We start from the raw sequence: 26441 nt of genomic DNA on the forward strand, positions 1-26441 counted from the left end.
GTGATCGAGTGCCAAACGGTGATTTGCGGCAGGCGAAGGCAACCGCAGCCCGTCATCTATTTTGCAACCGATGATGGAGTGAGAGAACGGGATCCCGCGCCCATCCATGGCACTTCATGAAGCAAGACTACGCAGGCACATGCGACCCACGGCTGCATTCTGCATGGCGACCTCCATTGGAGGGATCAAGATGATCACTTCCTGTTCAGAGCATAGTGCGGAACTCTGGTTCAGTGACGATCTTAACGCCGAGTTTTGTGGCCTTGTCGAGTTTGCTGCCCGCGTCTTCCCCTGCGAGGAGATAGGTCGTCTTTCCGCTGACACTGCCACTCACTTTGCCGCCATTCGCGCGGATGGTGTCGGCGATGGTTTCGCGGTCCTCCGTCAACGTGCCGGTGATGACCCAGGTGGTGCCGTTGAGTTTTTCGGAGGCGGCGGTGACGGTCTTTTGCGTGAAGTTGAGACCGGCGGTGCGCAGGCGGTTGAGCAGGGCGATATTCAGTTCGTCATGAAACCAGGCGTAGATGCTTGGGGCCACGATGGCTCCGATATCGGGGCATTGGGTAAGATCTTCGACGCTCGCATTCGCGACGGCGTCGATGCTGCTGAAGTGCTCGATGAGCTTGCGTGCACCGCCGGCACCTACGTGCAAGATGCCGAGACCGAAGACCAAACGCCAAGGGTCCTGCTGCTTGCTGGTGACGATGGCTTTGAGGTAGTTGTCGATGCTCTTGGTGCCCACGCGATCAAGCCGCGCCAGCGACAGCTCATTGAGGTCGTAGAGATCAGCGACATCTGCCACCAGCCTTGAACCATCCACTTTTTTGAAATCCACCAACTGCGCAATGACGGCTTCACCCAGGCCGCTGATGTCCATCGCCCCACGGCTGACGAAGTGCTCGATGCGGCGCTTCACCACTTCAGGGCAGTGCGGATTCGGACAGCGGATGACGACCATCTCTTCATCGCGATGCACAGAGGTGCCGCAGATGGGGCAGTGTGTGGGCGCAGTCACTGCCGTTTCAGTGCCGTTGCGAAGTTCCTTTTTTACGGACACGACGGCAGGAATAATCTCGCCGGCTTTTTCAATGATGACGGTGTCTCCGACACGGATGTCTTTGCGCTCGATCTCTTCGTAATTGTGCAGGGTTGCATTGCTGACGGTGCTGCCGCTCACCAGCACCGGCTCCAGGCGTGCCACGGGGGTGAGAGCGCCGGTGCGGCCCACTTGGATGTCGATGGCGGTGATTTTGGTTTCGGCCTGTTCCGGCTGGTATTTGTAGGCGATGGCCCAGCGCGGGGCCTTGCTGGTGGCCCCGAGTTCACGTTGATCGGCGAAGCTGTTCACCTTGATCACTGCGCCGTCGGTTTCATAAGGGAGTGACTTGCGTCTTTCATCGAGCTCACGGATCGCGTGAAGCAAACCTTCCGCGCTGTCTGCATGCCAAGTGAGATCGGCTTTGTGCAGTCCGGCGGCGTCGAGGAGGGCGTAAACATCGGTCTGGGATTGCACATCGCTGGCTTCGACGAGGCCATAGCAGACGATGTCGAGGGGACGTTGGGCGACGATCTTTGGATCGAGCAGCTTCAAGGTGCCGGCAGTGGAGTTGCGGGGGTTGGCAAACATGGCCTCCCCGGCTTCATCACGCTCCTGATTGAGTTTGGCAAAGCCCGCCTTCGGCATGAACACCTCGCCACGCACTTCAAAGTTCTGCGGTACGTCTTTGGGCAGACGCAGAGGCAGGCGATGGATGGTTTTGAGGTTATTGGTCACATCGTCGCCGGTCTGTCCATCTCCACGCGTCGCGCCGTGCTTCAGCATGCCGTTTTCGTAGCGGATGGTGATGGCGACGCCATCCACCTTTGGCTCGATGACGCAGTCGATCTTCTCACGACCCAGGCCCTTCTGCAGGCGGGCAAAGAACGCGGTGAGTTCTTCTTCCGAGTAGGTGTTGTCCAGGCTCATCATGCGCACGGTGTGCTTTATCTGCGTGAAGCCTTCGAGCGGCGCGCCGCCGACGCGCTGCGTGGGGGAATCGGACGTAAGCAGATCCGGAAACTGCGCCTCGATCTCCTGTAATTCGCGCAGGAGGGCATCGAACTGCTGATCGCTGATGTCGGAACGTGCCTCGACGTAGTAGAGGCGATTGTGGCGGTGAAGTTCGGCGCTGAGAAAGGCGGCGCGGCTGGCGGCTTCGGCGTGGGTCATGGTGGGGGCTTTGCATACCTGCAAAGCGACGCAAGGAAACGGGAAAAATCTGTCAGAGAGCTGCTGTGAATTCGTCGAGCGAGACGCCCGCTTGATCCAGCATGCCACGCAGAGTGCCAGGCTTGATAGGCTTGTGCTGCGGCACGACGACTGTCTTAGCGTCACGTTTCATGATGTGATGCGATCCCGTCTGGCGAACACTCTCAAAACCCAGCCGTCGCAAAGCCCGGACCGCCTCCGCTCCGTAAACATCACGGGGCGTTCTCATGCCAGCTGCAGCACAGGGTCCTTGATGAAGTGCAGGCGCACTTGATGCGGTTTTTCGTCTGGCTCAAAAAAGCCTTGAACAGCATCTGCGACCATCTCCTGGAGTTCGTTGAGCGAATCACCCTGCGTGGTGATGCCCCCACGTCCGAGTGGATCATCCCAACGGGCCACATAGCCGCCGGTTTCGGGGCAGGGCTCCACAGTGAAGGTGATTTCTGCGTTCATATGAATCATTAACTCATTCGAGTGCTGCTGACAATCCTTCTTCATTCCGGCTGCGGCACCCAGGGGGTATCACGCATGAGGTATTTCATGAGGATGGTGGCACCGAGCATCAGCGCTGCTTCGACCGCGAGAAAGAGGCCGAAATGGCCAATGTGCCACATATAGCTGGAGAGACCGCCGATGATGCCTGCGGCGGTCATGGAGCCGCCCATCATGAGGCACCCAGCGGTGGTATTTTTGACATCCTCAGGCGGTTTGGAAAGAGGAAGCCATTGGCCGATGAGACCGGTCACGAGGGAAAAGGTGGGCAGAAACATGACGGCGGGCAAACTCAGCGCGAGCGGTGCCCATGAATGCTGCAGGGCGCAGATGAGGGTGGTTTGGAGGATCAGCACCGGGAAGCTCAGCCAGAAGAGCACCGCCTTGCGCGAGCCATGGAAGAGCGGCGTCCAGTGCCGCAGGGGCGCGACATGGAAGAAGGCGGCGGCACGCCAGTGCTCGGAGCAGCCGAGAAACATCAGCGCCTGCAAGGAGACCATTCCGAGAAAGCAGGTGGCAAAGCCCTGCATCATCATCGTGCCCTGCTCGCCGCCGCCGCCGCGCCCGCCGGAGAAGAGCATGACCAGCGGCATGATGAGCATGGGGGCGATGCCAGGATAGAGCCGCAGCTTGATCTCGCGATCACGAAAGAGGTAGGCGGTGGTGAGCTTGAAGGACTCGCGCTCCACCGGATCACACAGCCACCAGCGAAGCGGGGGCAGTTTGACGATGGCCGCGAGCCACACGCCGCGCGGCTTGGTGCGTTCTTTGGAGGTGCCGGATGACTCGTTCAAATTCATCAGGCCCTGCCCGTAGGCGTTGCCCAGTTTTTCCAAGGCAAGCCAGCTCGTCAGGGCAGTCACGACCACCGCGAGGCCCGCCGGCAGCCACAGTGTGGCGGTGTTGAGCGTCGTGCCGCTGAGCAACGCATCCAGCGCGCCAAACCACAGCGGCGGCAGCGCAAGCATCCAGCCGGTGATGTGGTCGAAGTGCTTGAAGACATCCAGTTGCATGACACGCGGCATGATCTGCCCGCCCATGATCATCACCACGGTGAGGAGTGACTGCACGGTGGCGAGCAAATTGTCCAGACGCTCGCGGCCAAACCATTTGAGGCAGGCATTGTACACCAGCACGATGCTGGAGGCGGAAAAGAGCATGAGCAGCGCGGTGGAAAACAGATGCGCGGGAATGAAGCGCCACGTCGCGCCTTTGCACCCGAGACCGGTGACGAATCCAGCCAGATTCAGCGCCAGAGCGAGCATGAGGGCAAAACCGGCGAGCACGGCGCACTTCGCACGCAGCATCTGCTGCGGTGTGACGGGACGGTGCAGCAGGATCTCCGCCTCCTCTTTCATGAAGAGCATGGTGCCCGCGCTGGAGGCCAGCGTGAGCGAAGCAAACATGAAAGTGAAACCGTGCAGCGTGCAGGCAAAAACAAAGAGGTCCACGTTCCGCGCGAACAACGCGGGCACGAGCCCGACCAGCGCATACATCACCATGGTCATGCTGAGTCCCAGTTTCCGCCGCGCTTTTTGCGCGCCGGCCTGCTGCGCCGCACGACCACGAAACAGCAGCTTCCAAAACAGACTGCGCAGCACCTTCGCGGGCGAGGGGGCCCGGCGCGCAGGCGTACGTGTCAGGCTTTCGGCAGCGGAGCTCATGCGAGCATGTTTTTGGCAAAGGACTGAGCGCGTGCCTCCAGACCACCGAGGCCGGTGAGCTGGGTGAAGAGCTGCTCCAGAGTATCCGCCCCATGCTGGTGCTGCAGATCCTGCGGCGAGCCTTCCACCAGCAGCCGGCCCTGCGCCATGATGGCCACGCGATTGCACACTCGCTCGACCACATCCAGCACATGCGAGCTGTACACGATCGTCTTGCCTTCACGCGCCAAGGTTTCCAGCAGCGCCTTGAAACCGACGGCGGCATTTGCATCCAGGCCGTCCAGCGGTTCATCCAACAGCACCACTTTCGGATTGTGCAGCAGCGCAGCGGTGATGACGACCTTGCGCCTCATGCCCTTGGAGTACGCGCCGAGGAGCTTGGTCGTGAGGGTTTGCTCATCCAGTTCAAAGAAGTCGAGAAACTGGCGGATGCGTGGCCGTGCCTCGTCCTCATGGATGCCATACAACGCGCCGATCATGAGGAGGAATTCGAGGCCAGTGAGAGATTCGTACACCGCGCCGGAGTCCGGCACAAAGCCGAGCAGGCGCTTGGCCTCCATAGGGTGTGTGGAGACGTTCACCCCGCAGATCAGCGCCGAGCCTTCGTCGGGTTGCAGCATGCCGGTGACCATTTTCAGTGTGGTGGTCTTCCCTGCCCCATTCGGCCCTAACAGTCCCACGATCTTGCCCGGCGGCACCTCCCAGGTCAGATGATCGACGGCGGTTTGTGCACCGAAGCGCTTGGTCAGGCCCTGAATGGAGATCATGGACCCCGATCATCCATGGCCTGCGGGTTCTTGCAAGGCGGCAGTCAGGGCTGCGCTGGAAGCATGAATTTTAATAGATATTAACTAAAACCCTTGCCGCTAGGGCTAAATTAATTATACTGAGTCTAATTTTAATAATATGTCACCATTCCCTGCTCACCTGCCCACACGTCTGCGCTTCGCCGTGTTGTTGGTGCTTTTGATTCTCGGCATGCGCCAAGTCACAATGGCTCAGGCCCCTGCCGTGCCGCTGCCTGCGGCGCAGTCGAACGCGGGAACCTACGTCCCGGTGGGAGAGGGAGCCAGCATCAAGGTCAATTTTCCGAGCGCACCCATTCAGGCTATCATCCCCTTTTACACCCAGCTCACGGGGAAAAAACTCATCCTCGACTCCGCGCTTCAGGGGGAGATGCTGCACATCTACTCCCCACAGCTGCTCACGAAGAAAGACGCCATCGCCTTCATCGAAGCCACCCTGCTGCTCAACAACTACGCCATCATCAATGTCGATGCCACAACCGCGAAACTGATCAACCAGTCCGGTGGCAAAAGCCCCACCGCCGACGGCTTGAAAGTGTACAATTCCCTGCGCGACCTGCCGCAGAATGAGGAGATCTGCCACTACGTGCTGCCCCTGCAGTTTGTCTCGGCGGACGAAGCCTCCAAGGCATTCCAGCAGGTTATCAAACTGCACGGCTACGGTGCCATGACCGGCATCTCCAACGACACAGCCCTCATCATCACGGAAAACAGCACCACCATCCGGAGCATCTGCGAGATCGCCCAAATCATCGATGTCCCGCCGACGGAAACTGCGAATGAAATGATCAAGCTGGAGCGCTCCGATGTGGAGCTGGTGGCCGAAATCGTGAACGAGATCTTCGAACAGGAGGAAAAGGCGAAAAGCTCCACGACCGCGCCTCCGGCCGCCGTGCCCAATGCAGCAGGCCGTCCTGGAGTTCCTGCCGTGCCGGTCAGTCCGGCAGGCAGCACTACCGCAACCAATCCCGCCGCCGCACGCGTCAAAGTCTTTCCCTACCGCCGCACGAATGAGCTGCTTGTCATCGGCCGTCCGGTGGACATCACCTACATTAGGGGACTGGTCGAGAAACTCGACAAGCAGGGCGATGGCTCCAATTTTCTCAAACGCCGTCTGAAGTATCTCGACGTGATTGATTTCCTGTCCGTGGCCTACAATGCGCTGGCTAAAGACACCGACATTCAAGGCAACAACGACGGTGCCATCGCAGGTTCTCCCAGCGGCGGTGGTGGTACACGCCGCAACTCCGGTGCCGCCTCAAGATCCTCCTCAGACGACAGCAACAGTAACAATTCCAACGACTTCGGCGGCAACAACAGCTCCGCCTATGGCTCAAACACAAGCCAGGGAGGCAGCTTCGGCAATTCCTCCGGCTCCCAAGGTAGTTCCAACGCGAACCGCAGTCTGCTCGACAATCCGGAAGACGTGGGAGCTCCAGAATCCATGGTCGTCGGCAAGACGCTGCTCATCGGCGATCCGCAGTCCAACAGCCTCATCGTTTCGGGTTCACCCGAGCACATTGCGCGCATTGACCAGCTGCTGGAGGAGATGGATATCCGCCCCCAGCAGATTTATATTTCTGCGATCATCGGCCAGTTGAGTCTGGGCAAGAATTTCAACTACGGGGTCGATTTCCTCCAGCTACTGAACGATTTCAGCGTCAACCGCAACGGTGCCCAGAACACAGCCACCGCGACGGGCGGCACCGCCGCGACAGCGTCCAATATCATCCAGTTCCCGGCTAAATTTGGGCAGCTCAATTTATACGGCCAGATCGGCTCGCTGAGCAACTACATCAAGGTCATCGACAGCAACAACAACTTCAAGGTTCTGGCCACGCCAAGCATCTACGCCAAGAACGCTGCCAAGTCCGTCATCTCCTCCGGTCAGAGCATCGCAGTGCCTGCCAACATTCTGACCAACGGCGCCTTCAGCGGCGGTGTTGCGAGCAACAGCGTAAGCGTGACCTATCGGGATGTCGTCCTCAAGCTGGAGGTCATCCCCCTCATCAACTCTGACGATGAAGTCACCCTTAAAATCGCCCAGATCAATGACAACATCGTCGGTTCACAGCAAATCGGCGGCAACACCGTGCCCACCATCGGCACACAGAAGCTCCTCACGGAAGTGGCGGTGAAAAACGGTGCCACGGTCGTACTCGGTGGACTGATCACGGAAAGAATCACCAAAGGTAAAAACGGTGTCATCGGTCTCCGCCGCATTCCCATTCTGGGAAATCTCTTTGGCACCACTCAGGATGAAACAACCCGAGAGGAACTGCTCATCTTCATCCAGCCGCGCATTGTGCGCTCTGATGACCCGCTCGACACGCCTAACAACATCGAAAGCGGTCGAAGCAAAGTCTATGATGAGGCCATGCAGTTTGGCTCTCCCGGACTCGAAAATATTCCCCGTGCGCTGCCTGCGCGGTAGGTGAAGCTGGCGAATGCGCTAAAGACGCGCTGGCATTTAAAGCGGTCCGCTCACCCCATGCGCAGGAGTCAGCGTGTCAACTGGACTGGGGTCTGCCCTCTGCGTACCCAACGAGGTACTGCGACCGATGCTAGAGCCGCTTCGGCATTGGGATTACTCCGTCATTTCAAGATCCAGAAGGGATCAAGATGATCCCTCCCCTTCACCGCTCTCTCAAACCAACGCCCGCTTACTTCTTGATGGCTTCAGCGCGATTCTGGCTGTAGGCACTGCGTGCGGAGAGATAAGTATCCACTGCATCCTTCGTGATCGTGTCATACAGTTCCATCTGGGCGGGCGTCGAACGCAGCGTGTTGGCTAAAGGAGGCACGATGACCCAGTCATGATTTGTTCGACTGCCATGCCATCTAAAGTACGGCCAGTTCACAGGATTGAGCACATAGTCCCCGACCAGGCCCACTCCATCGCGCACGCTGCTGGGTCCCAGAAACGGCAGTACCAGATACGGGCCGTTCGGAATGCCCCACTTCCCAAAGGTCTGCGCTGTGTCTTCTTCAGGCAGATTCGCCAGCGCCGGAATTCGCTGAGCAGGCCGGAAGATGCCACCGACGCCACCCACGGTGTTGACGACGAACTTGCCTGTCTCCTGACCCGCACGCTTGAACTTACCCTGAAGGGTGCAGTTCACGACACGCACCGGGTACTTCACGTTTTCAAACGCATTGTCGATTCCCTTGCGCACGGGCCGTGGCAGGATCAGTTGATAGCCCTTCGAGATCGGGCGGAAGATGAAGGTGTACAACTGGTCATTCACCCAAAAGGTGCCGCGATTGAGTTTCTCAAGCGGGTCGGAAATATCCGGCGCCGTGGCATACTCATCCAGTTCGTCATCCTTGACCGCCAGCATTTTGTCTGTGGCTTTGCCCTTGCTGCTTGCAGCCATGGACTTGGCCTTTGCAGTGGGTTTTACTGCGGTCTTGGCGGCCTGGGTGCTGCAATCGGTCAGCAGCGACGTGGCAGCCAGCAACAACAGGCGAAGTGTGAATGCACGGTATTTCATTGGGCACGGGAGACGGATTGCGTAAGAGAGCTGATGACACCATTTGCGCCACCTTTTTTAAACTGGGCATCTAATTGACTGCGATAGTTGGCAATCAGGCTGACGCCCTCGATCACCACATCGGTGATGCGCATCTGCTCCATGCGGTAAGTCACACTGTACTGGCTGCCTAGGTAAACCATGCTGGTCGGCACATCAACGCGACCAGCCGCTGGAGACACCGCTGTTTGATAGGTGATGGCCGGATGTTCTCCGGGTGTGAATTTACCGCTGTAGCTGCGGATGATCAGGGTGGAAAAAAGCTGTGTGGCCTGCTGCTGCTGAGCTGGAGTGAACTGCCGCCAGCCGGGCCCCACGGCGCGCTTGGTCATCGTTTCAAAACTCACGTACTTATTCAGTACCGGGCGCAATTTCTCCGGCAACGAGCTGCGGCTTCCGGCACGATCTGCCACGGTCAGCACTTCCGTCACTGCGGATTTCAGACGGGTCTGAGCCTCAGCAAGCTGGGCAGATGCGGCCAGCGGTGCAGCGGCCAGGAGAAGAGGGAGCAAAAAACGTAGGGTCATGGGGCGGGGGGAGGGGCGTCTTTACCTTTTTCAACACTGCCAAAAGCCATCTTGCCAATTAACGACTCAAGATCGACCGAAGACTCAGTCATTGTGATTCGGGAACCAGCGGAAAGGTAGGTATCATCCGCTCCAGGCGCAAGCGCCACGTATTTATCTCCGATGAGTCCGGTGGTTTTGATCGAGGCCATCGTATCGGTTGGCAGTTTGAGACCTGCCTGCACGCGCAGCGTTACCATCGCGCTGTAGTCGCTGCCATCCACATGGATGCCTTCCACCCGTCCGACCGGTACGCCTGCCACCAACACGCTGCTGCCGGCATTGAGACCGCCGGCATTGGTAAAGCGAGCCTCCATCAAATAGGTGTCGCCACCGACCATTGAGCCCGCGCCGAGTTTCACCGTCAAATATACGACGGCTGCGATCCCCAAGAGGACGAAGAGTCCCACGTAAAGTTCGAGCTTGGATTGTTTCATGAGTCTTTAGATTGCAGGGCTTCACCACGTCTCATCGCAGCAAGTGTGCGGCCAAGAGCGTCCGCGCTGTCACGGAAGTCACCCACCACGGTGGCAGTGGAGGCGGAAAATTCAGCAGGCGTGCCTTCAAAGCACATGCGCCCTTTGTCAAGCAAGGCCACGCGATCGCTTGCGATCAGCGCCTCGGTGAGGTCATGCGTCACGACGAGGGCGGTGAAGCCGAACTGCCGCTGATATTTCGCGATCATGGCAAAAACGGCATTGCGGCGCAGCGGATCCAGACCGGCGGTGGGCTCATCAAACAGCACCAGCTCCGGCCGCGTGACGATGGCGCGTGCCAGCGCGAGGCGCTTTTGCATTCCTCCGGAAAGCTGGCTGGGATAGCGGTCTTGATGGGCATCCAGTTCGAGCTGCCGCAGCGCCTCCAGGCTGCGCCCGCGGATCTCCTTGTCGGGCAGATCCGTCGTCTGCTCCAGTGGCAGCGCCACGTTTTCCAGGGCGGTTAGCGAATCAAACAGTGCATTGCTTTGAAACAGGAAACTGCAGCGTCGGCGGAAATCGGCCCGCGCGGAGGCATCGCCCACAGTCAGGGGCTTGCCATCAAAGTAGATGCTACCGGCATCCGGCTGAACGACAGCCGCCATACATTTCAGCAGCACGGACTTACCAGCACCGCTGCGACCTAGTACGCTCACCAGACTGCCGCGTGGAACACTGAGGCTGGCCCCATCCAACACGACGTTTTCGTCGAAGCGCTTGAACAAGCCTTCGATGCGCAGCAGCAGTGGTTGATTGATCTCAGCACCCATGTCAGACGAGGAAGGAGGTGATGATGTAATCGGCCGCCAGCACGATGATGCTCGACTGCACCACTGCACGCGTGGTCGAGGCACTGACCGCGCGCGCGCCGGTGGCTGAACTGCAACGATGCGCGTTAAATCCATGATAGGCACATAGTGAGATCGTCAGCAGGCCAAAAGTGGCCGCCTTGATAAAACACTCCCGCACATCCGGCGCTGAAATCGCGCGCTCCACGGAGGACCAGTAAACTCCCGGTTCGAGTCCGAGCAGCAGCGAGCCCGACAAGCTGCCGCCCCACAACCCCACTGTGACAAAGAGGGCCGTCTGTATTGGATACACCACCAACGCTGCAAGCAGTCGCGGTGTGACCAGATAGGCATGAGTGCTCACGCCCATGGTCTCGAGAGCGGCGATTTGCTCGGTGTTGCGCTGAATGCCCAGCTCGGCGGCAAGGGCGGAACCCGCCTGCCCTACCAACATCAGTGCTGCCAGAACCGGCCCCAGTTCACGGATCAGGCTGAGTGAAACCAATGTGCCGAGCAGGCCCTCCGAGCCAAAGCGGTTCAATACATAGTAGCCCTGCAGGCCGAGCACCAGCCCGGTGAACATACCTACAATCAAGATCACAGGCAGGCAGCGCACGCCTTGCTCAAACCCAGCACGCACCACACGCCTGCCCAGCCGTCGCGCGCCCAGCGCAGAACGGAAAGACTGGCCCGTAAAAAGAGCGAAATCGCCCAGTTCATGAACGATGGAAAGTGAGTAACGTCCTACGGTGCGCAGCATGCGGTGTCCGGACATTCACCCACGCAGCAGAGAAGCGCAACGCCACAGCGCGCGCTCCCCCCAATTATTCTTGGTGGCCCAGACTCACAGCTCGCCAACCGGCAGCCACTTGCGCTGCTCCCAGCTTTGCAGGCCCAGCTCGGCCAGTTGCACGCCCTTGGCACCTTCACGCAGGGTCCAGGGAAATGGCGTATCCAGCGCGACGTGTTTGAGGAACTCCTCCCACTGGATCTTGAATGCGTTGTCGTAGGTCGTCGTGTCCGGCACTTCCTGCCAGCCGCCGAAGAAATCAATCGGCTGGTCAATGTCCGGATTCCACGTAGGCCGTGGCGTGGTGCCGATGCTCTGCACCCAGCACTTGCGCAGGCCCACGACGGCGCTGCCTTGCGTGCCATCCACCTGCATGGTCAGCAGGTCATCGCGCCGCACGCGCACCGTCCAGGAACTATTGAACTGGCAGATGACGCCGTCCTCGCACTCAAAGGTGGCATAGCATGCGTCATCGCTGGTGCAGGCATACGCCTTGCCACGTTCGTCGAGGCGCTTCGGCAGGTGCGTGGCACCGATGCAGCTCACGGCCTTGATCTTGCCGAACAGATTGTCCACCACATAACGCCAGTGGCACAACATATCGACAATGATGCCGCCGCCATCTTCCTTGCGGTAGTTCCAGGACGGTCGCTGCGCAGGCTGGTCCCCTTCCTCTCCGGTGAAGACCCAGTAGCCAAACTCGCCGCGCACGCTGAGAATGCGACCAAAGTAACCCTGATCCCGTAAGGTGCGGAACTTGCGAATGCCGCTGAGCCAGAGCTTGTCCTGCACCACACCGTTTTTCACGCCGGCGTCTTCACAGAGCCTGGCCAAACGTAAAGCCTCACTCGTCTCAACGGCCGTCGGCTTTTCGCAGTAGATCGCCTTCCCTGCCTGAACGGCCTTTTCCACAAAACCCGCACGCTGCAAGGTGCCCGACGCATCAAAGAAGATCTCGTCCTCCTTGTTCGCCAGCGCCGCATCGATGTCTGTGGTGTAGCGCGTGATTCCCGTGCGTTCCGCCAGCGCCTTCAGTTTGTCATGATTGCGTCCCGTGAGAATGGGGTCTGGCATCAGCGTGAGATTATCGCTCACTTTGATTCCGCCTTGATCGCGGATGGCCTTGATCGAGCGGATCAGGTGCTGGTTCGTACCCATGCGTCCCGTGACGCCGTTCATGATGATGCCGATTCGCTTGGTTTCCATGCAGGTTGGTTGGTTAAGAGTAAAGCCGCGCGTAAGTGGAGGCGATTTGATCAAGGAACTCGTTCTGGTCCACGCTCCACCACTTGTTTGAAAAGATTTCCACCTCGCGATGTCCGGTGAAGCCGGTGGCATCGACCCAATCGCTGATTTGCTTGATGTTGATGCAGCCTTCGCCCATGAGACCACGGTCGTTGAGGAAGTCGGTGGTGGGCGTTTTCCAGTCACAGATGTGGAAAGCATGCAGGCGTCCGGTCTGACCGGCGAGATCAATCTGCGCCTTCAGCTCTGGGTCCCACCACACATGGTAGACATCCACCGCGATGCCGACCGCTATTGGCGAGCCCAGCGCATCGCAAATCTCATGTGCCTGCCGCATCGTGTTCACTGCGCTGCGATCGTCCGCATACATCGGATGCAATGGCTCGATGGCCAGTTTCACGCCCGCCTGTTCCGCCGCAGGCAGCACCGCAGCGATGCCCTCGGCGATCTGCTTGCGTGACTCGACCAACGACTGCCCGGGGACGGCGCCGCAGACCAAAACGATGAGCGGAGCGCCAATGGCGTGCGCCTGCTCGATGGCCTTCAAATTGTCATCTATGGCCGTCTGCCTCCCTGCCGGTGTCGTCGCCGGAAAAAAACCACCACGGCACAGGCTCACCACCTCCAGACCCGCGTCCCGCACCTGCCGCGCCACGGTCCCCAGATTCCGCCCCTCCAACGCCTGGCGCCAGATCGTGATTCCACTAACTCCCCGCTGTGGAAACTGCACGAGGCAGTCTTCCAGGCTCAACGGTTTGGTGGTGATGGTATGGACACAAAGTCGGCGCATAAGAAAGATCATGGCAGTACCTGCTCATAAGAAAAAGATGATTTTACGATAACCTAGATCGGAAATATCAATGACAGGTCATGGAACTCTACCAACTCGGCTACTTCATCGAGATCGCCCGCCAACGCAGTTTCACGCGAGCGGCCGGGCGGTTGAACATGGCACAGCCAGCGCTGAGCCAGCAGATGAAAAACCTCGAAGCTGAGCTGGGCACGCCCCTGTTCAATCGTGGTCGCAAAGAAATGCAACTCACCGCCGCAGGGAAAGCCTTCCTGCCGCGTGCCGAAGGACTCCTAATTCAGGCGGAAGCAGCTAAGGCTATCGTCTCCGATGTGGCACAACTGCGGGGCGGCAAGCTGAGCATCGCCGCCATTCCAAGTGTGAGCGCCTGCCTGCTGCCGCAGGTGATTCAGCGTTTCAGCAAGCAGCATTCCCAAGTGGCATTGCAGTTGATCGAGGAGAGCTCTGAGCGTGTGGCCGACTGCGTGGAGTCCGGCCTGGCCGACATCGGCTTTCTCCAGCTCCCCGCCAGCAAGTCAGCCTTCAAGGCACAGCCCCTCATTACCGAGCCTTTCGTTCTCCTCGTTGCTAAAACGCATGGGCTTGCCAGACAGAAAACCGTGCAGTTGCAGCAGTTGTCCGGCGAATCCTTCATCTTCTACAAAGGCCGCGCCCGCGACACCGCTTTGGAAGCATGCCGCAAAGCAGGGTTTGAACCTCATATCGTCTGCGAGAGCGGCGAGTTGGGAACCGTGCGCGCTCTCGTCGCTGCAGGTCTCGGTCTGGCCATTGTACCCCGGCTTGCAGCTGGGAATCTGCCCGCGAGCATCCTCACCGTGGCTATTCGCGAACCGAAAATGCAGCGCCAGATCGCCGCCGTCTGGCAGAAAGGCAGCGTTCTTTCTCATGCGGCAGCCACGCTTCTACAACTGGCAACCGAGCTGCTTTCACAGGAAAACACTGCACCTGACGCATTTTAGTCTTGCTTGGCGACATAAGCCAATCAGGAGCTTTTGATCAAGCTCCCGCCACAGCAGCCCGGGAGAGGGGGAAGAGGGGAATTCAAATCAGGATTTCGCTGCCGCAGGTTCAGCATCCTGCTGTGGATTGGACTTGGCAGGCGCGTAGTAGTAGCTGGCGTAGTTGTAGTAGGTGTACTCTTTCAGGTTTGAGCTGGAGCGATTGAGAATGACACCACCGATGTTCACCTGACGCTCGTAGAGCAGATCCAACGCCTTGCCGGAAAGGCGGGCCATGGTCGAGGACATGCGTACCACGAAGAGCACCGAGTCAAGTTTCGGCGCGAAGCTGGCCGTGTCATCCGCCACTAGGACAGGAGCACTGTCGAAGATGACGTAATCGTATTCCTCACTCATCTCGCGCAGCATCTCTTCGGCTGTTTTGGAAAGCAGCATTTCCGAGGTTTGATCGAATACATCACCACGGGCCAGCAGGTCCAGATTTCGGGTGCTTGTTTCCTGAACGGCATCACGCCAATGCAGTTTGCCACGCAGCGCTTCACTCAGCCCCGGGGTCGAGGGCAGCTTGAACAACTCGCTCACACCTCCACGACGCAAGTCGCAGTCCGCCAGCAGCACGCGCGCTCCGGCCAGGGCCATGGTAACAGCCAAGTTGGATGTGACGGTGGTCTTGCCTTCGTTGGGAACCGCGCTGGTGATGAGGATCGTCTTCGGCGGCTTGCCCTGCCAGTTTTTGAAGAGAATGGAGGAACGGATATTTCGAAACGCCTCTGCATAGAGATGGCGGTCATCATTCGGACGCAGCAGGGCCACATCACCACGATTTCGCTGTTCGGGCACCTGGCCCAGAACCGCTTCTCCGGGGAACAAGGTCTGGAACTCACTGTAGGAATTCATTCGGTCATCCAAGCGATCAAACAGCAGCAGGATCACAATGCCAACGCCCATGCCAGCGACGAGACCAATTACGATGGGAAGAACTGCATCCTCCACGTTTTCATAGGCTGGTATGGCGCGCTCTTGAATGGCCACAAAATCCGCCTGGGAGTTAAAGACGCTTTGGATCCCCTCTACTTTTTCAAACAGCTTGTCATAAGTCATCTTGGCCGATTCAGCAGCCTTTTCCAGTTTGTCATGCTCAGCAATTTTACCGCCGAGATCGAGAGCATCCTTTTGCTTGTCAAGAATCTGCGCGTCCAAGACCTGCACGCGACGCTGAATATCCGCCATCTGGGTATGCATCTCCTGCTCGATCTGCTCAGCATAGGACGCGAGCAGCGCTTTCTGTGCTGCCAGTTCCTCCGTTACATCCTGCACGTTTGGGTGCTGTTGTTTAAACTGAATGAGGAGAGAATCCAGTTTGGTTTTCAAACCAGTAATTCTCGACTTGGTACGCAAATAATCCTGCTCAGCCATGGTTATGCCATTACGCCCAGGCGAGGTTTCGCTTGTCTTGACCGTACCTGTAGGCTGCATGTTCTCCCCACCTTTGGAGTCGGTGGCCCCAGCCGTAGCACCTGCTCCGGCTGCGCTCAGCATCCGTTCACGCGTCTCCATGGCTGCATTCACGTTGGCGATAGCCAGCCGGAGATCTTCGAGTGTCGTGCGTTGACTTTCCCGCTGTGCTTCCAAGTTCCCGAGAAACTGCGCGGCAAGGTTGTTGCCATTAGTGATCGTAAGAATATTGTTGGCCGCCTTAAACTTGGTGAGGCGCTCCAAGCTGTCCTCCATGAGTTTCTGCTTGGTCACCACCTCCTGAAGAAATTGCTGGAGCACTTTACCTTGGGCCTGCTCACGAATGCTCTGGCGGAATGCGATGAATTCGTCCAAGAGAGCGTCCAAAAAGATCTTCGTGTATTTAGGCTCTGAGCCCGTCGCAAGGATGTTAAAAATGGCAGAGCCCTTGGTCTGCGCCACCCGGATTTCGACTTCTGCATCCTTCACGTCCGGGTTCAGCGCTCTCACACGCTCCAGAGCGCGTCGTTTCATTTCGGCGCTCTCGATCGTTTCAATAATCGTGCCATAGAAGTCTGCCTGCTGCTCACGCCACGTCACATTGTCATTGAATGCCAACTGACCGCCGGCTACGAGTTTAGCCAAGGAACGAAACTCCTGAGGACGCCCGGCGATGCGCAAGGCCTGCACGCAAACCCCGATGCTCGCAGTCAGAAGTAGGAACCACCAGCGACGGCGCAGGAGGATCTTATAACGCTGAAACTTGGCGGAGGCCTCGTGAATGCGACTCAGCGTACTTGACTGCGCCGGGCCTGGGAGGGTGAGGTTTTGTTCCATGATTTCGAAAAAAATCCAAATTTATTTTATTGAGCTGCCATGAGCACTATCACCCGTTTTTTTGGGCAGACTAGGTCACTCAAAAAAACAACTTAAGCCATTGGATTTATATGGCGGCCCGTTTGTTCGATTTTAACTCAGAATTCACTTTCCATGGGTTCGAAATACCTATGGGAAACGCCTGAATTTTTAGAAATTGACGGTCTTTTCCTCGACGATGATGACGTCATCCTTGCGAAGGAATACGTCCCGTTCGAGATCGCCCTGTCGCATAATGCCGTCCACATTGACCATGATGGTTTTGTTACCCTGGGGAGTCTTGCGAATGATTTTCACCTTTTCCTTGTTGGCGAACTGTGCAAACCCACCCGCACGCAGGATTGCCTGACTGATGGAAATATCTTCATTGGCTGGCAGGTCGTACTTCCCCTGTTTGGCAACAATACCAAACATCACGTAAAACTCGAGATCGACCTCCCGCATTCTCATTGCGTCCTCAACATTGATCTTGTCGATCGCGATCACCACGGTGGCGTTCTGAAAGAAATTTTTCTCCAGCTCTCTTTTGATCGTAAAGGCCAGATCTCGACAAGTTTTACCTCTGGCGCTAACCAAGCCCACGTAGGGAGCCTGCACTTCCCCAGTTACAGCCACGACTTGCTGCAATGCATCACGCCGATCTTCCAGAATTCGAATACTGATCGTGTCACCCGCCGCAATGGTCTGGTTGTTGTCCAGCACGTCCATGGAGGACAGGACAGCCGCCCCAGCATTGGGAGAACCGGTTGTGGATGTTGCGGCCTGTCGGGTTGAGCGTGACGACTCAGGGATCCGAAATCCAGGATCTTGCGCTTTCAAAGCTGGGATGGCAATGGCAAGCAGAAGCAACGACAATGAGAGCTTTTTCATGATGATAGTGAATGATATTTGACGTCCTCAAACACCAAGACTGATGGAGGCCCAGCTGAGGTCAAAAGTCATAGACCTGTTTCGTTCTGATTCGTTAGAAATTGTAATTGAGGCCCAAAATCAGACGAGTCTGAGTGGAATCAGCATTGACCTGATTAGTATCGGTAACGAAATAGCGATAGCCCAGGTTAACACCAGCTTTGGCGGTCAGGGTATAATTCAGGTCAAATGAGAACCCGTTCTGGTCCGCATCCCGTCCAGCCACCCCGTAGTAGTCGGCACGTCCGAAATGGTAGCCGGCTCCAGCCCGAAGCTTGGATGTAAGCTGGTGCGTGTAGTAGAAATCCACACCGAACTGAGTCAACTTGTACCCAGAGCCGGGGAAAAGGGGGTCGGTTAAGGATGGTTTTGCGTTTTCGTAGTAGCCAGAAACTGAGAAGCGACCGCCCTTCCAAGCAACCATCGAGACACCATAGTTGACGAAGTCGGCAGTGATGAAGTTCGAGGCCAAGTTGATCGAGGACTCATGTCCAACGGTCAAGGTGTGGCTGAAACGTGCATTGAGCTGGTTTGTGATGCTGAAATTGTAGTAATAGCTGTTCAAGTCTGAACTGTCTCCAGGGCCAACCGGGGCGAACACCGTCGGTGATTCGAAGTTGAATGACTGCAAACCGCCCGAAAGCTTGATGATGGTTGACTTCCCAAGCGGCACGCTGACAAACGCGCCCCAATTGAGGAGAAGACCGTCGTTCAAAGTGGGATTCACGTAATTGAGGAATGTGACACCGCCTTCAGTACCCAAAACCCAAGTTGCCGTGGGGCTGTATGTGAGGGAGCCATGCACCGTGTTCATGCTGCGGCTGAACTGGCTGTTATTGCTGCCCAGCGCTTCGGAAATTGTGTTGGTATAATTGACAGCAAGAGCCCAAGCCGAATTGATCTGCCAGTTGGCGGCCACACCGAAATCATTCTGGAACACGCCGAAGCTCGAATTAGCGCCCGCTCCAACGAAGGCATTATTCAAGGCGGGACGCATGGACATGCGGTCGTAAATGGTGAAGTTGACCGGACCTGCCTTGATATCAAAAGCAAGCGTCGTTCCCGGTAAAACGTTGATCAGGTAATTGCCATCACCATACGCCGCCAGTTCTGGATGATTGAAATAATGATCCACACCAATGCCCCCGGTGAAGCTCAACACATTATTCTGTGAAACCCGGTAGTTGGCACTGATGTTTAAAAGTGTGCTGCTGATCACATCTGACACTGGGACAGTGGTACGACCGACATTGCTGTTGTACTCAAAACCTTGATACAGACCCAAGCCGACGTTCACAGGGCCGAGCATCAGATTGCGTTTTCCAGAGAGGAAAGGATCCGACGTGTAGGTGGGAGCGAAATAACTCAATGCCTGTGAATACTGGCCTGAGTAGGTGGTATAATCACCCACAGCACGGGCGGCGAACGCGGAACTGCCGCTGCGCACAGAAGGCTGCGAAATCTGACGATCAGAACGCAGCAACTGTTGAAGGCTTTGATACCCCTCCTGATCTTCCTGGCTGACGTAAGCCCCCTTCTCATAGTCATACACCACATCTCCACTGCGCGCCGATGACTGCGTCGTCTTTTTCATCTGACCGGTACGAGACCGAAGGTCATTGAAAAAGTTGCTGGTTTGTGACGGTGAAACTCCAAATTGAGCGTTAGAACTAAGCGGCAACAGACAGCCTGCCGTGAGGGTAATCACCATCAGAAGGGCATTGATGGGGATGGGTCGAGAGTGGTTAATCAGCATAACGGGAATGATGGGGTCGGGAATTAACACTGATAGAAGCAATTTTACCCGCTTTTGTCCATACCAAATTTCTCTCGATTTCGCCACATTCTCGTCATTGATATTCAATAATCTGGCTCCACGAGCAAGGGCATGGCCGATGGCTCTACCTTCAACCCTTGGAAGCAACCACTGAAACCACCCCTCTCGTTTCACGAACGCGCCTCCTGAGTTCGAAATCGAACTCAAGCTGAATTTCTCGCGAAGACGCCCTGTCCCACGACCTGTGGGGGGTGTTTGCTTGAGGGGCCACGGCAATCAAACTGCGCAGTTTACCGAACAATTTTCCGATTGGAAGACGCCTGGAATTAAAGGAATTCATGGGGTTTGGTAATGGTAGGTAATATAACTTTCCGGTCGCTATGTAGTGTTCATTATAACATGTTCAAATGAATTTTTCAGACTCTTGAAAATAGCATGGGCCATCGCTCTCGATTGACGTCGTAGCTTTAAAAGTTCATGTGCGTTCATGTCCATTGAAGTCCATCCTGCCCCTGCAACGCGGTTGACCATCCCAGAATACGCCATGGCGCTAGCTCACGTCGCAAGCCTGCGTTCCGAGGACCCCTTTCGGAAGGTGGGGGCGGTAGCAATCGACTTTGACAATCGGGTGATCGGAACCGCCTACAATGGTCTTGCCCCCGGTTACGAAGCTGAGGCTGATTTTTGGGCAGATCGTGATGCACGGCGTAAATACATGCTGCACGCCGAGGTGAACCTATGCAGCCTTTTCACCCGTGGCAACGTCAGGCTGGTGGCCTGTACTACCAAGCCGTGCACCAGCTGCATGCAGATGCTCTGCGCATATGGAGTGAAAGAAGTCTATTTCCGCGATGATTACCCCGAGTCAGAGGCGGATGCCATTGCCGGGCGGTATGGGATCCCATTGGTCCAACTTGCCGACTACCCGCAGATCGTTATGGCGGGTGAAAAGTTGAAAAGCGCCTAGAGATTCGCTGACGCAGTATCCACGGCGCTTACCCTTTCAAGGCGCATCAGGCCATCGCCAAAGAGCCTGATGCCGACCTTTTCATAGCTCTTACAAACGGGATATCCGCGGAATCAAGCAACTGTGGCGTTCTTTACCGCCAGTTCATGCTTCGCCATTTGCAGATCGGCCTCGACCATGATTTTCACGAGTTCCTTAAACTTCACCTTCGGCTCCCAGCCCAGCTTCTTGCGGGCCTTGGCCGGATCACCGATGAGGAGTTCGACCTCCGCCGGACGTTCGTAACGGGCGTCGTATTTGACATACTTCTCCCAGTCGAGATCCAGTGCGCCGAAGGTCTCCTGCACGAATTCCTTCACGCTGTGCGTCTCGTTGGTCGCGATCACGTAATCGTCCGGCTCATCCTGCTGGAGCATCATCCACATCATTTCGACGTAGTCCTTAGCGTAGCCCCAGTCACGCTTCGCATCCATGTTCCCGAGGAAGAGCGTTTCCTGCAGGCCCATTTTGATGCGTGTGGCGGCACGGGTGATCTTGCGCGTCACAAAGGTCTCCCCTCGGCGTGGCGATTCGTGGTTGAAAAGAATTCCGCTGCTGGCATGCAGGCCGTAGCTCTCGCGGTAGTTTACCGTCAACCAATGGCCGTAGACCTTGGCGCAGGCATAGGGAGAGCGCGGCCAGAACGGAGTTGTCTCCACCTGCGGCACTTCCTGCACCTTGCCAAACATCTCCGACGACGAGGCCTGATAAAAGCGCACCTTGCCGACCAGCCCGGTCTCGCGAATCGCTTCCAGAATGCGCTGTGTACCCAGGCCCACGATGTCCCCGGTGCTCTCGGGCACGTCAAACGACACCCGCACATGGCTCTGCGCCCCCAGATTGTAAACTTCGTCCGGTTTCAGCGCATAGAGCAGCTTCACCAGCGCCACCGAATCCATCAAATCCCCGTAGTGCAGGTGCAAATTCTTCGACGGGAGATGCGACTCCGACTCAAACAAGTGCTGAAGCCGCCCTGTGTTAAAGCTCGAGGCCCGGCGTATAATACCGTGCACTTCATAGCCCTTTTCGAGCAGCAATTCCGTGAGATACGAGCCGTCCTGTCCTGTGATACCGGTAATGAGAGCTTTCTTCATGAGTCAAATCGAGCGCCGATGAGACAATACCGGCTCCTATTTCGCAAGGGGAAAAGCAGGAACATAACAGTTGCACCCCACAAGACTCCCCTTATTCTCTGCCCCCCCAATCCCAGCCCCAATTTCAATTTATGAGAGCTGACCTCGTCGAACAAGCCGCGCTAATCGTCAAAGACCACCCTATCCTGATCAACATGGTCTCCAAGCGAGTCCGCCAGATCGTTGCAGGCCATGCCGTCCTCGTCGAGCGCCGTCCTGGCCTCCGTGAAGCCGACCTTGCCCTCCTTGAAATCATTCAGGGCAAGATCACTATCGCGACCCCCGAACAGATGCAGCAGCACTAGGCCAGCTGCCCTTCCCGGCAGAACCGCCAGTTCTTCGTCAACTATCAGCGGTTCAGCGCGCGACCCATGTCCGAGATCGCCACGAACCGCAAAGCCGCACGCGACTACCATATCCTCGAAAAATACGAGGCTGGCATCGAACTCCGCGGCACCGAGGTGAAATCCATTCGCCTCGGTAAACTCAACATTTCCGACGCATTCGCCCGGGTGGATCGTGGTCAGGTCTGGCTCTACGGCTGTGACATCCAGACCTACGAAAAGGCCAGCCACACCACTCACGAGCCGCGCCGCAGCCGCAGACTCCTGCTGCACAAAAACGAGATCATGAAGCTGCTGGCCCAGACCATGCAGAAGGGTCTCGCTCTCCCAGTCCTACGCATTTACTGGAAAGGTCACCACATCAAGGTCGAGATCGGTGTCGGCAAAGGGAAGAACCACGGGGATCAGCGGCAGGATTTGAAGGAGAAGGCGGAGAATCGTGAAGCGGCGAGGACCGTGGCGAATTTTAATAACAAGAACAAGCGGTAGAGGTCAGAGCAGCGCAGGCGCGCTTACGCCACCCTTCGGCGTTCGGTAGAGATTTGCTTACCATCCATCAAGCGCACAGCCAACCTCTGCGTCCGTGTTACGTACTGGGCTAAAGTCCCTCTTGCGCTGTACGATGCGTTGACTGAGCTTGAGTCGGGTAACCCATCCACCATGCGACTTCCTGTCATCCACGGTTTAATTCGTCGCAGATTGCTCGTCAATTTCCGCGTGGATGCGGAGGTGTTGGGGCGCTTTCTGCCGCCGCCTTTCCGCCCCAAGCTGCACCGTGGCTACGCGATTGCTGGGATCTGTCTGATCCGATTGGAGCAGGTTCGCCCCGGATGGCTTCCTCGCTTCTGCGGCATCTCCAGCGAGAACGCGGCCCATCGCATCGCCGTCCTGTGGGACGATCCTTCCGGTGAGCCGCGCGAAGGTGTGTTCATCCCGCGCCGTGACACTGGATCCTGGCTCAACCATTTCGCGGGCGGACGGATTTTCCCCGGTGAGCATCACCTGGCTGATTTCGCCGTGACTGACGAGGACTCCCACATTTCCATGTCGATTCGCGCTCGTGACGGGCAGATGGCGGTTCAGCTTCGCGCGCATGAGTGCGATTCGTTTCCAGAGTCTTCGTGCTTTGAGACGTTGGCCGAGTCGTCCGCTTTCTTTGAGAGTGGCAGCGTGGGTTACTCCGTCACTCGTGATTGCTGCCGGCTTGATGGCATTCGGCTGCAGACTGACTGTTGGCAGGTGCGTCCACTCGCCGTCGAGCAAGTCGAGTCCTCCTTCTTCGCCGACGAGTCGGCTTTTCCCGCTGGCAGTGTCACTTTTGACCACGCACTCCTCATGCGCGACCTCACCCATCAATGGCACGGAGAAGACGATATGATTACCGAACGAACGCCCCCAAGCTCTGCGATCGCTTAGCTGGACGTCATTCAGTGGCGCTTTGGCCTTGGCTCTCCGGCCATTGCTGCTAGCATCCGCGCCTTATGAAACGCAACCGCCTTGGCCGCACCGGCATCGTCGTCACGGACATCTGCATGGGAACCATGACCTTTGGCCTGCAGGCGGATGAGAGGGCCTCCTTTGAGATCATGGATCGTGCGCTGGAGGCGGGGATTGATTTTTTTGACACGGCAGAGCTGTATCCGGTGCCGCCGAGTGCGGAGCTGTTTGGGGTGACGGAGCAGATTGTGGGCAAGTGGCTCAAGGGGCAGAAGCGTGGCGAGATCATCATTGCATCGAAGGTTACCGGCCCCGGCCATGGCTGGTTCAGGCCGCCGGTGCGCAATGGGTTCACGGCGCTGGATCGCCGGCAGATTTTCCAGGCGTGTGAAGACAGCCTGCGGCGTCTGCAAACGGATTACATCGACCTGTATCAGACGCATTGGCCAGACCACGGGATGCAGCAGGAGGAGACGCTCGGGGCGTTGACTGATCTCATTGATCAGGGAAAAATCCGCGCGTGGGGTTCGAGCAATGAGACGTGCTGGGGTGTGATGAAGAACCTTTGGGAAGCAGAGAAACACGGCCTCGCACGCATGGCCACGGTACAGAACAATTTCTCCCTGATCAATCGCCGCTGCGAGAGCGAGCTGGCGCAGGTCTGCCGGAAGGAAGGCGTGAGCCTGCTGCCCTATTCGCCGCTAGGTGGCGGTGTGCTTTGCGGCAAGTACAATGGTGGTGCTCTGCCGAAGGGTGCGCGCTTCACTGACTACATTCAGAATGGCGGCCCGCGTCAGAAGAAGATGGCCGCGCGCTTCGTCAATGAGCGCAGCCTTGAGACGACCGCGCGACTGCAGGTCATCGCCGCTGATCTCGGCGTCAGTGTCACCGCACTCGCCCTGGCCTGGAGCAAGCAGCACGACTGCGTGGCCTCCACCATCGTCGGTGCCACCACGGTGGCGCAGTTGAATGACAGCCTTGCTGCTGCCGATCTTGTGCTGAGTGATGAGACTCTGGGCCGCATCAATGAGATTGATGAAGCGATCCCGTGCGCGATGACGGAGGATGGGTTGCGGAGGTTGTAGGCTGAGCTTGCCCTCAGGAGACAGAAAGCAGCCGGAAACTTTAGTGCGCTCTGGAAGAGGCGGCGTTTCCCGGAACGAGCTGAAGCTCGGGAGTACTTTCTTCATGCTCACGGCGTGCGGGGCGCTGCGATGTAAACCTGTGTTATTTCATCAAGAACTTTGACGGGTTATTTTCCAAGCCGTGAAAAAGACGTTGCGCTGTGAGGCTGCTTTTGCTGGAATCGCGAACTCCCTGACCGATCCCACCTCACGCCATGACTCAGACCATCTCCGGCAAAGCCGACATGAAACTCTTCTGGGCGTGCTTCATCGCCCTCGTGGCCACCTCATTTGTTTTTGGCGTGCGAGCCAACACGATTGGCGAACTGCAAAACAGCTTCAATCTGTCCGAATCACAGAAGGGGGCCATCAATGGGGCGAGCATGTGGCCGTTCGCACTGAGCATCATCTTCTTCAGCCTGATCATTGACCGCATCGGCTACAAAACTGTCGCACTGTTTGCTGCTGGCTGCCATGTCGTTTCACTTGTGCTCACGCTGCGCGCCTCAGGCTATGAGGACTTTTACTGGAGCTCGCTGCTCGTCGCTGTGGCGAATGGCACGGTGGAGTCGTTCATCAACCCGGTCGTCGCCACGGTCTTCAGCAAGAACAAATCGAAGTGGCTGAACATCCTGCACGCGGGTTGGCCCGCAGGGCTGGCGCTGGGTGCGCTGTTTTGCGCATTGCTGCCGGAAACGAAACTTTTCTTCAATGCCGTGTGGCAGTTCCGCTTCGCGCTGTGCTTCATCCCTGTGGTGCTCTATACCCTGCTCATCATGCCGCGCACCTTCCCGGTAAACGAGCGTGTGGCCGCCGGTGTAAGCTACCGCGACATGCTCAAAGAAGTGGGCGCAGTCGGCACGTTTATCATCGGCTCGCTCGCCTACTGCGCAGTCATGCAGATGATGGGGCATGAAGCCTCCTTGCAGGACTCGCTCATCGCCGGCGTGGTGATTGGCGTAGGCACAGGACTTTACACACGGTCACTGGGCAACTGGCTCTTCATCGTGGTTCTCATCACCATCGGGCCGCTCGCGACCACCGAACTCGGCACCGATGGGTGGATGCCGGAGTTGCTCAAGCTCAGCGGCCCGGATTTCCCGAACTTCGCCACGTGGATCTTTGTGTATGTTTCCGTCATCATGACGGTGCTACGCTTTTATGCCGGACCCATCGTACACAGGTTCTCCCCCATCGGCCTGCTGGTCATCAGCGCCGCCATTGCCATCACCGGTCTCATTTGCCTCTCCCATGCCACCGGCTGGGTCATTCTGGGTGCAGCGACCGTGTACGCCCTTGGCAAGACCTTCCTGTGGAGCACCACACTGGGCCTCACCGCCGAGCAGTTCCCGAAAGGCGGCGCACTCACTCTCAATGGCGTCTCCGCCGTGGGCGTGCTTTTCCTGGGCGTCCTCGGCAGCCCTTACATTGGCCACAAGCAGGACCTCGACATGGCTGAGCGCCTCTCTGCCACCGAGCACAGCGCGCTGTACTCCGAGATCAAAGGCGAGCCCAAGCCCGGCATCTTTGGCAGTGCACCGACGCTAAACCAGGAAAAAATCAAGGTACTCCCTGCCCCGCAGCAGCAGGAACTCGAAACCGTACAGGCTGCCAGCAAGCGCAGTGTCTTCACCACCATCGCCATCCTCCCCAGCTTCATGCTGGTCTGCTATCTCGGCATGTTCTTCTGGTTCAAATCACGCGGTGGCTACAAACCGGTCGTCATTTCCGAGGGAGAAGCAGGTCAGGCCCATTGAGCCTTTGATCAGAATGGAAAGGACTCCTGGATTCACTGTAAGATCCTCCAACTTCGCAGCGATAACAGGTCCGCCCGCCCGAAAGCTCACAGCAAAGGTCTTTTTCTGGACGCACTCTGCGGTCCTTTCCGCTGAGCGCCCTGACGACTTCTCAACCATGAGAACACTTTTTCCTTGTCGCCAGAAGGCGTGGCACCTAAAACACGCCCGTTCCCGAAACCATCACTCCAACCAATACACACACA

At 57.4% G+C, this 26441-nt stretch carries 24 protein-coding genes; 8 read left to right on the plus strand and 16 right to left on the minus strand.

Annotated elements, in window-relative coordinates; translation table 11 throughout:
- Positions 1-205 precede the first annotated feature (205 nt).
- From ligA to PSV43_RS08400, 5 genes are read right to left on the minus strand one after another with little or no spacing between them, the layout of a single operon-like run.
- Positions 206-2209 (minus strand): NAD-dependent DNA ligase LigA, encoded by a 2004-nt coding sequence (ligA, locus tag PSV43_RS08380; protein WP_300195525.1) that lies wholly within the window; start codon positions 2207-2209, stop codon positions 206-208.
- Positions 2210-2261: 52 nt separating this feature from the next.
- A complete protein-coding gene (locus tag PSV43_RS08385) occupies positions 2262-2477 on the minus strand; it encodes a type II toxin-antitoxin system HicA family toxin (RefSeq protein ID WP_300195529.1) in 216 nt (71 codons plus the stop codon).
- Entirely contained in the window at positions 2474-2701 is a 228-nt protein-coding gene (locus tag PSV43_RS08390; RefSeq protein ID WP_300195531.1) for a hypothetical protein, read from the minus strand. The genes PSV43_RS08385 and PSV43_RS08390 overlap by 4 nt, the downstream gene beginning before the upstream one ends.
- A 41-nt stretch (positions 2702-2742) precedes the next feature.
- Positions 2743-4404 carry a hypothetical protein gene (locus tag PSV43_RS08395; protein WP_300195534.1) on the minus strand — a complete coding sequence of 554 codons (1662 nt, stop codon included), beginning with the start codon at positions 4402-4404 and terminating at the stop codon, positions 2743-2745.
- Entirely contained in the window at positions 4401-5171 is a 771-nt protein-coding gene (locus PSV43_RS08400; RefSeq protein ID WP_300195537.1) for an ABC transporter ATP-binding protein, read from the minus strand. Before PSV43_RS08400 ends, PSV43_RS08395 begins: the two co-directional genes overlap by 4 nt.
- Before the next feature lie 139 nt (positions 5172-5310).
- Between PSV43_RS08400 and PSV43_RS08405 the strand changes: the two genes are divergently transcribed.
- A complete protein-coding gene (locus PSV43_RS08405) occupies positions 5311-7644 on the plus strand; it encodes a secretin N-terminal domain-containing protein (protein WP_300195540.1) in 2334 nt (777 codons plus the stop codon).
- Between the two features lie 229 nt (positions 7645-7873).
- Here the strand turns inward: PSV43_RS08405 and PSV43_RS08410 are convergent, their stop codons facing one another.
- The 7 genes from PSV43_RS08410 to PSV43_RS08440 all read right to left on the minus strand — a co-directional run bounded on the left by PSV43_RS08410 (position 7874) and on the right by PSV43_RS08440 (position 13398).
- Positions 7874-8704 carry a VacJ family lipoprotein gene (locus PSV43_RS08410; protein WP_300195542.1) on the minus strand — a complete coding sequence of 277 codons (831 nt, stop codon included), beginning with the start codon at positions 8702-8704 and terminating at the stop codon, positions 7874-7876.
- Positions 8701-9270 carry an ABC transporter substrate-binding protein gene (locus PSV43_RS08415; protein ID WP_300195544.1) on the minus strand — a complete coding sequence of 190 codons (570 nt, stop codon included), beginning with the start codon at positions 9268-9270 and terminating at the stop codon, positions 8701-8703. Before PSV43_RS08415 ends, PSV43_RS08410 begins: the two co-directional genes overlap by 4 nt.
- On the minus strand, positions 9267-9746 hold the full coding sequence (gene mlaD / locus PSV43_RS08420) for an outer membrane lipid asymmetry maintenance protein MlaD (RefSeq protein WP_300195547.1): 480 nt from the start codon (positions 9744-9746) through the stop codon (positions 9267-9269). Before mlaD ends, PSV43_RS08415 begins: the two co-directional genes overlap by 4 nt.
- Positions 9743-10555: an ATP-binding cassette domain-containing protein gene (locus PSV43_RS08425; RefSeq protein ID WP_300195550.1), complete on the minus strand. Its 813-nt coding sequence runs from the start codon at positions 10553-10555 to the stop codon at positions 9743-9745. Before PSV43_RS08425 ends, mlaD begins: the two co-directional genes overlap by 4 nt.
- A gap of 1 nt (position 10556) precedes the next feature.
- Positions 10557-11348 carry an ABC transporter permease gene (locus PSV43_RS08430; protein ID WP_300195552.1) on the minus strand — a complete coding sequence of 264 codons (792 nt, stop codon included), beginning with the start codon at positions 11346-11348 and terminating at the stop codon, positions 10557-10559.
- Between the two features lie 69 nt (positions 11349-11417).
- A complete protein-coding gene (locus PSV43_RS08435; RefSeq protein WP_300195555.1) occupies positions 11418-12569 on the minus strand; it encodes a Gfo/Idh/MocA family oxidoreductase in 1152 nt (383 codons plus the stop codon).
- Between the two features lie 13 nt (positions 12570-12582).
- Positions 12583-13398: a sugar phosphate isomerase/epimerase family protein gene (locus tag PSV43_RS08440; protein WP_300195557.1), complete on the minus strand. Its 816-nt coding sequence runs from the start codon at positions 13396-13398 to the stop codon at positions 12583-12585.
- An 80-nt stretch (positions 13399-13478) separates the two neighbouring features.
- Between PSV43_RS08440 and PSV43_RS08445 the strand changes: the two genes are divergently transcribed.
- Positions 13479-14378: a LysR family transcriptional regulator gene (locus PSV43_RS08445; RefSeq protein ID WP_300195559.1), complete on the plus strand. Its 900-nt coding sequence runs from the start codon at positions 13479-13481 to the stop codon at positions 14376-14378.
- Between the two features lie 87 nt (positions 14379-14465).
- Here PSV43_RS08445 and PSV43_RS08450 read toward each other — a convergent pair whose 3' ends face one another.
- The 3 genes from PSV43_RS08450 to PSV43_RS08460 all read right to left on the minus strand — a co-directional run bounded on the left by PSV43_RS08450 (position 14466) and on the right by PSV43_RS08460 (position 19482).
- Positions 14466-16670 (minus strand): polysaccharide biosynthesis tyrosine autokinase, encoded by a 2205-nt coding sequence (locus tag PSV43_RS08450; RefSeq protein WP_300195562.1) that lies wholly within the window; start codon positions 16668-16670, stop codon positions 14466-14468.
- Positions 16671-16859: 189 nt separating this feature from the next.
- A complete protein-coding gene (locus tag PSV43_RS08455; RefSeq protein WP_300195564.1) occupies positions 16860-17579 on the minus strand; it encodes a polysaccharide biosynthesis/export family protein in 720 nt (239 codons plus the stop codon).
- Positions 17580-17673: 94 nt separating this feature from the next.
- Positions 17674-19482: an outer membrane beta-barrel protein gene (locus PSV43_RS08460; RefSeq protein WP_300195566.1), complete on the minus strand. Its 1809-nt coding sequence runs from the start codon at positions 19480-19482 to the stop codon at positions 17674-17676.
- Positions 19483-19882: 400 nt separating this feature from the next.
- On the opposite strand from PSV43_RS08460, the gene PSV43_RS08465 reads away from it, so the two are divergent.
- Positions 19883-20362: a deoxycytidylate deaminase gene (locus tag PSV43_RS08465; RefSeq protein ID WP_300195569.1), complete on the plus strand. Its 480-nt coding sequence runs from the start codon at positions 19883-19885 to the stop codon at positions 20360-20362.
- Positions 20363-20475: 113 nt separating this feature from the next.
- Here PSV43_RS08465 and gmd read toward each other — a convergent pair whose 3' ends face one another.
- A complete protein-coding gene (gmd, locus tag PSV43_RS08470) occupies positions 20476-21495 on the minus strand; it encodes a GDP-mannose 4,6-dehydratase (RefSeq protein WP_300195572.1) in 1020 nt (339 codons plus the stop codon).
- A 131-nt stretch (positions 21496-21626) separates the two neighbouring features.
- On the opposite strand from gmd, the gene PSV43_RS08475 reads away from it, so the two are divergent.
- From PSV43_RS08475 to PSV43_RS08495, 5 genes are all read left to right on the plus strand, one after another.
- Positions 21627-21839, plus strand: coding sequence for a DNA-directed RNA polymerase subunit omega (locus PSV43_RS08475; protein ID WP_300195575.1), 213 nt, complete (start codon positions 21627-21629; stop codon positions 21837-21839).
- Between the two features lie 66 nt (positions 21840-21905).
- The gene (smpB, locus tag PSV43_RS08480) at positions 21906-22367 is read left to right on the plus strand and encodes an SsrA-binding protein SmpB (RefSeq protein ID WP_300195577.1); all 462 of its coding nucleotides are present in this window, start codon (positions 21906-21908) and stop codon (positions 22365-22367) included.
- Between the two features lie 171 nt (positions 22368-22538).
- A complete protein-coding gene (locus PSV43_RS08485) occupies positions 22539-23294 on the plus strand; it encodes a DUF2071 domain-containing protein (RefSeq protein ID WP_300195580.1) in 756 nt (251 codons plus the stop codon).
- Between the two features lie 65 nt (positions 23295-23359).
- Positions 23360-24400 carry an aldo/keto reductase gene (locus PSV43_RS08490; protein ID WP_300195582.1) on the plus strand — a complete coding sequence of 347 codons (1041 nt, stop codon included), beginning with the start codon at positions 23360-23362 and terminating at the stop codon, positions 24398-24400.
- A gap of 254 nt (positions 24401-24654) precedes the next feature.
- Complete coding sequence (locus PSV43_RS08495; protein ID WP_300195584.1) at positions 24655-26196, plus strand: MFS transporter; 1542 nt, start codon at positions 24655-24657, stop codon at positions 26194-26196.
- The last annotated feature ends 245 nt before the right edge of the window (positions 26197-26441 follow it).

Source organism: Prosthecobacter sp. (assembly GCF_029946185.1).
Taxonomy (GTDB): domain Bacteria; phylum Verrucomicrobiota; class Verrucomicrobiia; order Verrucomicrobiales; family Verrucomicrobiaceae; genus Prosthecobacter.

Excerpts from the sequence above, each read along its gene's own strand:
- gmd (WP_300195572.1), bottom strand. The coding sequence starts at position 21,495 with ATGAAGAAAGCTCTCATTACCGGTATCACAGGACAGGACGGCTCGTAT.
- PSV43_RS08485 (WP_300195580.1), top strand. The coding sequence starts at position 22,539 with ATGCGACTTCCTGTCATCCACGGTTTAATTCGTCGCAGATTGCTCGTC.
- PSV43_RS08430 (WP_300195552.1), bottom strand. The coding sequence starts at position 11,348 with ATGTCCGGACACCGCATGCTGCGCACCGTAGGACGTTACTCACTTTCC.
- PSV43_RS08410 (WP_300195542.1), bottom strand. The coding sequence starts at position 8,704 with ATGAAATACCGTGCATTCACACTTCGCCTGTTGTTGCTGGCTGCCACG.
- PSV43_RS08465 (WP_300195569.1), top strand. The coding sequence starts at position 19,883 with ATGTCCATTGAAGTCCATCCTGCCCCTGCAACGCGGTTGACCATCCCA.
- PSV43_RS08455 (WP_300195564.1), bottom strand. The coding sequence starts at position 17,579 with ATGAAAAAGCTCTCATTGTCGTTGCTTCTGCTTGCCATTGCCATCCCA.
- PSV43_RS08450 (WP_300195562.1), bottom strand. The coding sequence starts at position 16,670 with ATGGAACAAAACCTCACCCTCCCAGGCCCGGCGCAGTCAAGTACGCTG.
- PSV43_RS08400 (WP_300195537.1), bottom strand. The coding sequence starts at position 5,171 with ATGATCTCCATTCAGGGCCTGACCAAGCGCTTCGGTGCACAAACCGCC.
- mlaD (WP_300195547.1), bottom strand. The coding sequence starts at position 9,746 with ATGAAACAATCCAAGCTCGAACTTTACGTGGGACTCTTCGTCCTCTTG.
- PSV43_RS08490 (WP_300195582.1), top strand. The coding sequence starts at position 23,360 with ATGAAACGCAACCGCCTTGGCCGCACCGGCATCGTCGTCACGGACATC.
- PSV43_RS08440 (WP_300195557.1), bottom strand. The coding sequence starts at position 13,398 with ATGCGCCGACTTTGTGTCCATACCATCACCACCAAACCGTTGAGCCTG.
- PSV43_RS08445 (WP_300195559.1), top strand. The coding sequence starts at position 13,479 with ATGGAACTCTACCAACTCGGCTACTTCATCGAGATCGCCCGCCAACGC.
- PSV43_RS08475 (WP_300195575.1), top strand. The coding sequence starts at position 21,627 with ATGAGAGCTGACCTCGTCGAACAAGCCGCGCTAATCGTCAAAGACCAC.
- PSV43_RS08405 (WP_300195540.1), top strand. The coding sequence starts at position 5,311 with ATGTCACCATTCCCTGCTCACCTGCCCACACGTCTGCGCTTCGCCGTG.
- PSV43_RS08390 (WP_300195531.1), bottom strand. The coding sequence starts at position 2,701 with ATGAACGCAGAAATCACCTTCACTGTGGAGCCCTGCCCCGAAACCGGC.
- PSV43_RS08435 (WP_300195555.1), bottom strand. The coding sequence starts at position 12,569 with ATGGAAACCAAGCGAATCGGCATCATCATGAACGGCGTCACGGGACGC.
- PSV43_RS08495 (WP_300195584.1), top strand. The coding sequence starts at position 24,655 with ATGACTCAGACCATCTCCGGCAAAGCCGACATGAAACTCTTCTGGGCG.
- PSV43_RS08385 (WP_300195529.1), bottom strand. The coding sequence starts at position 2,477 with ATGAGAACGCCCCGTGATGTTTACGGAGCGGAGGCGGTCCGGGCTTTG.
- PSV43_RS08425 (WP_300195550.1), bottom strand. The coding sequence starts at position 10,555 with ATGGGTGCTGAGATCAATCAACCACTGCTGCTGCGCATCGAAGGCTTG.
- ligA (WP_300195525.1), bottom strand. The coding sequence starts at position 2,209 with ATGACCCACGCCGAAGCCGCCAGCCGCGCCGCCTTTCTCAGCGCCGAA.
- PSV43_RS08395 (WP_300195534.1), bottom strand. The coding sequence starts at position 4,404 with ATGAGCTCCGCTGCCGAAAGCCTGACACGTACGCCTGCGCGCCGGGCC.
- smpB (WP_300195577.1), top strand. The coding sequence starts at position 21,906 with ATGTCCGAGATCGCCACGAACCGCAAAGCCGCACGCGACTACCATATC.
- PSV43_RS08415 (WP_300195544.1), bottom strand. The coding sequence starts at position 9,270 with ATGACCCTACGTTTTTTGCTCCCTCTTCTCCTGGCCGCTGCACCGCTG.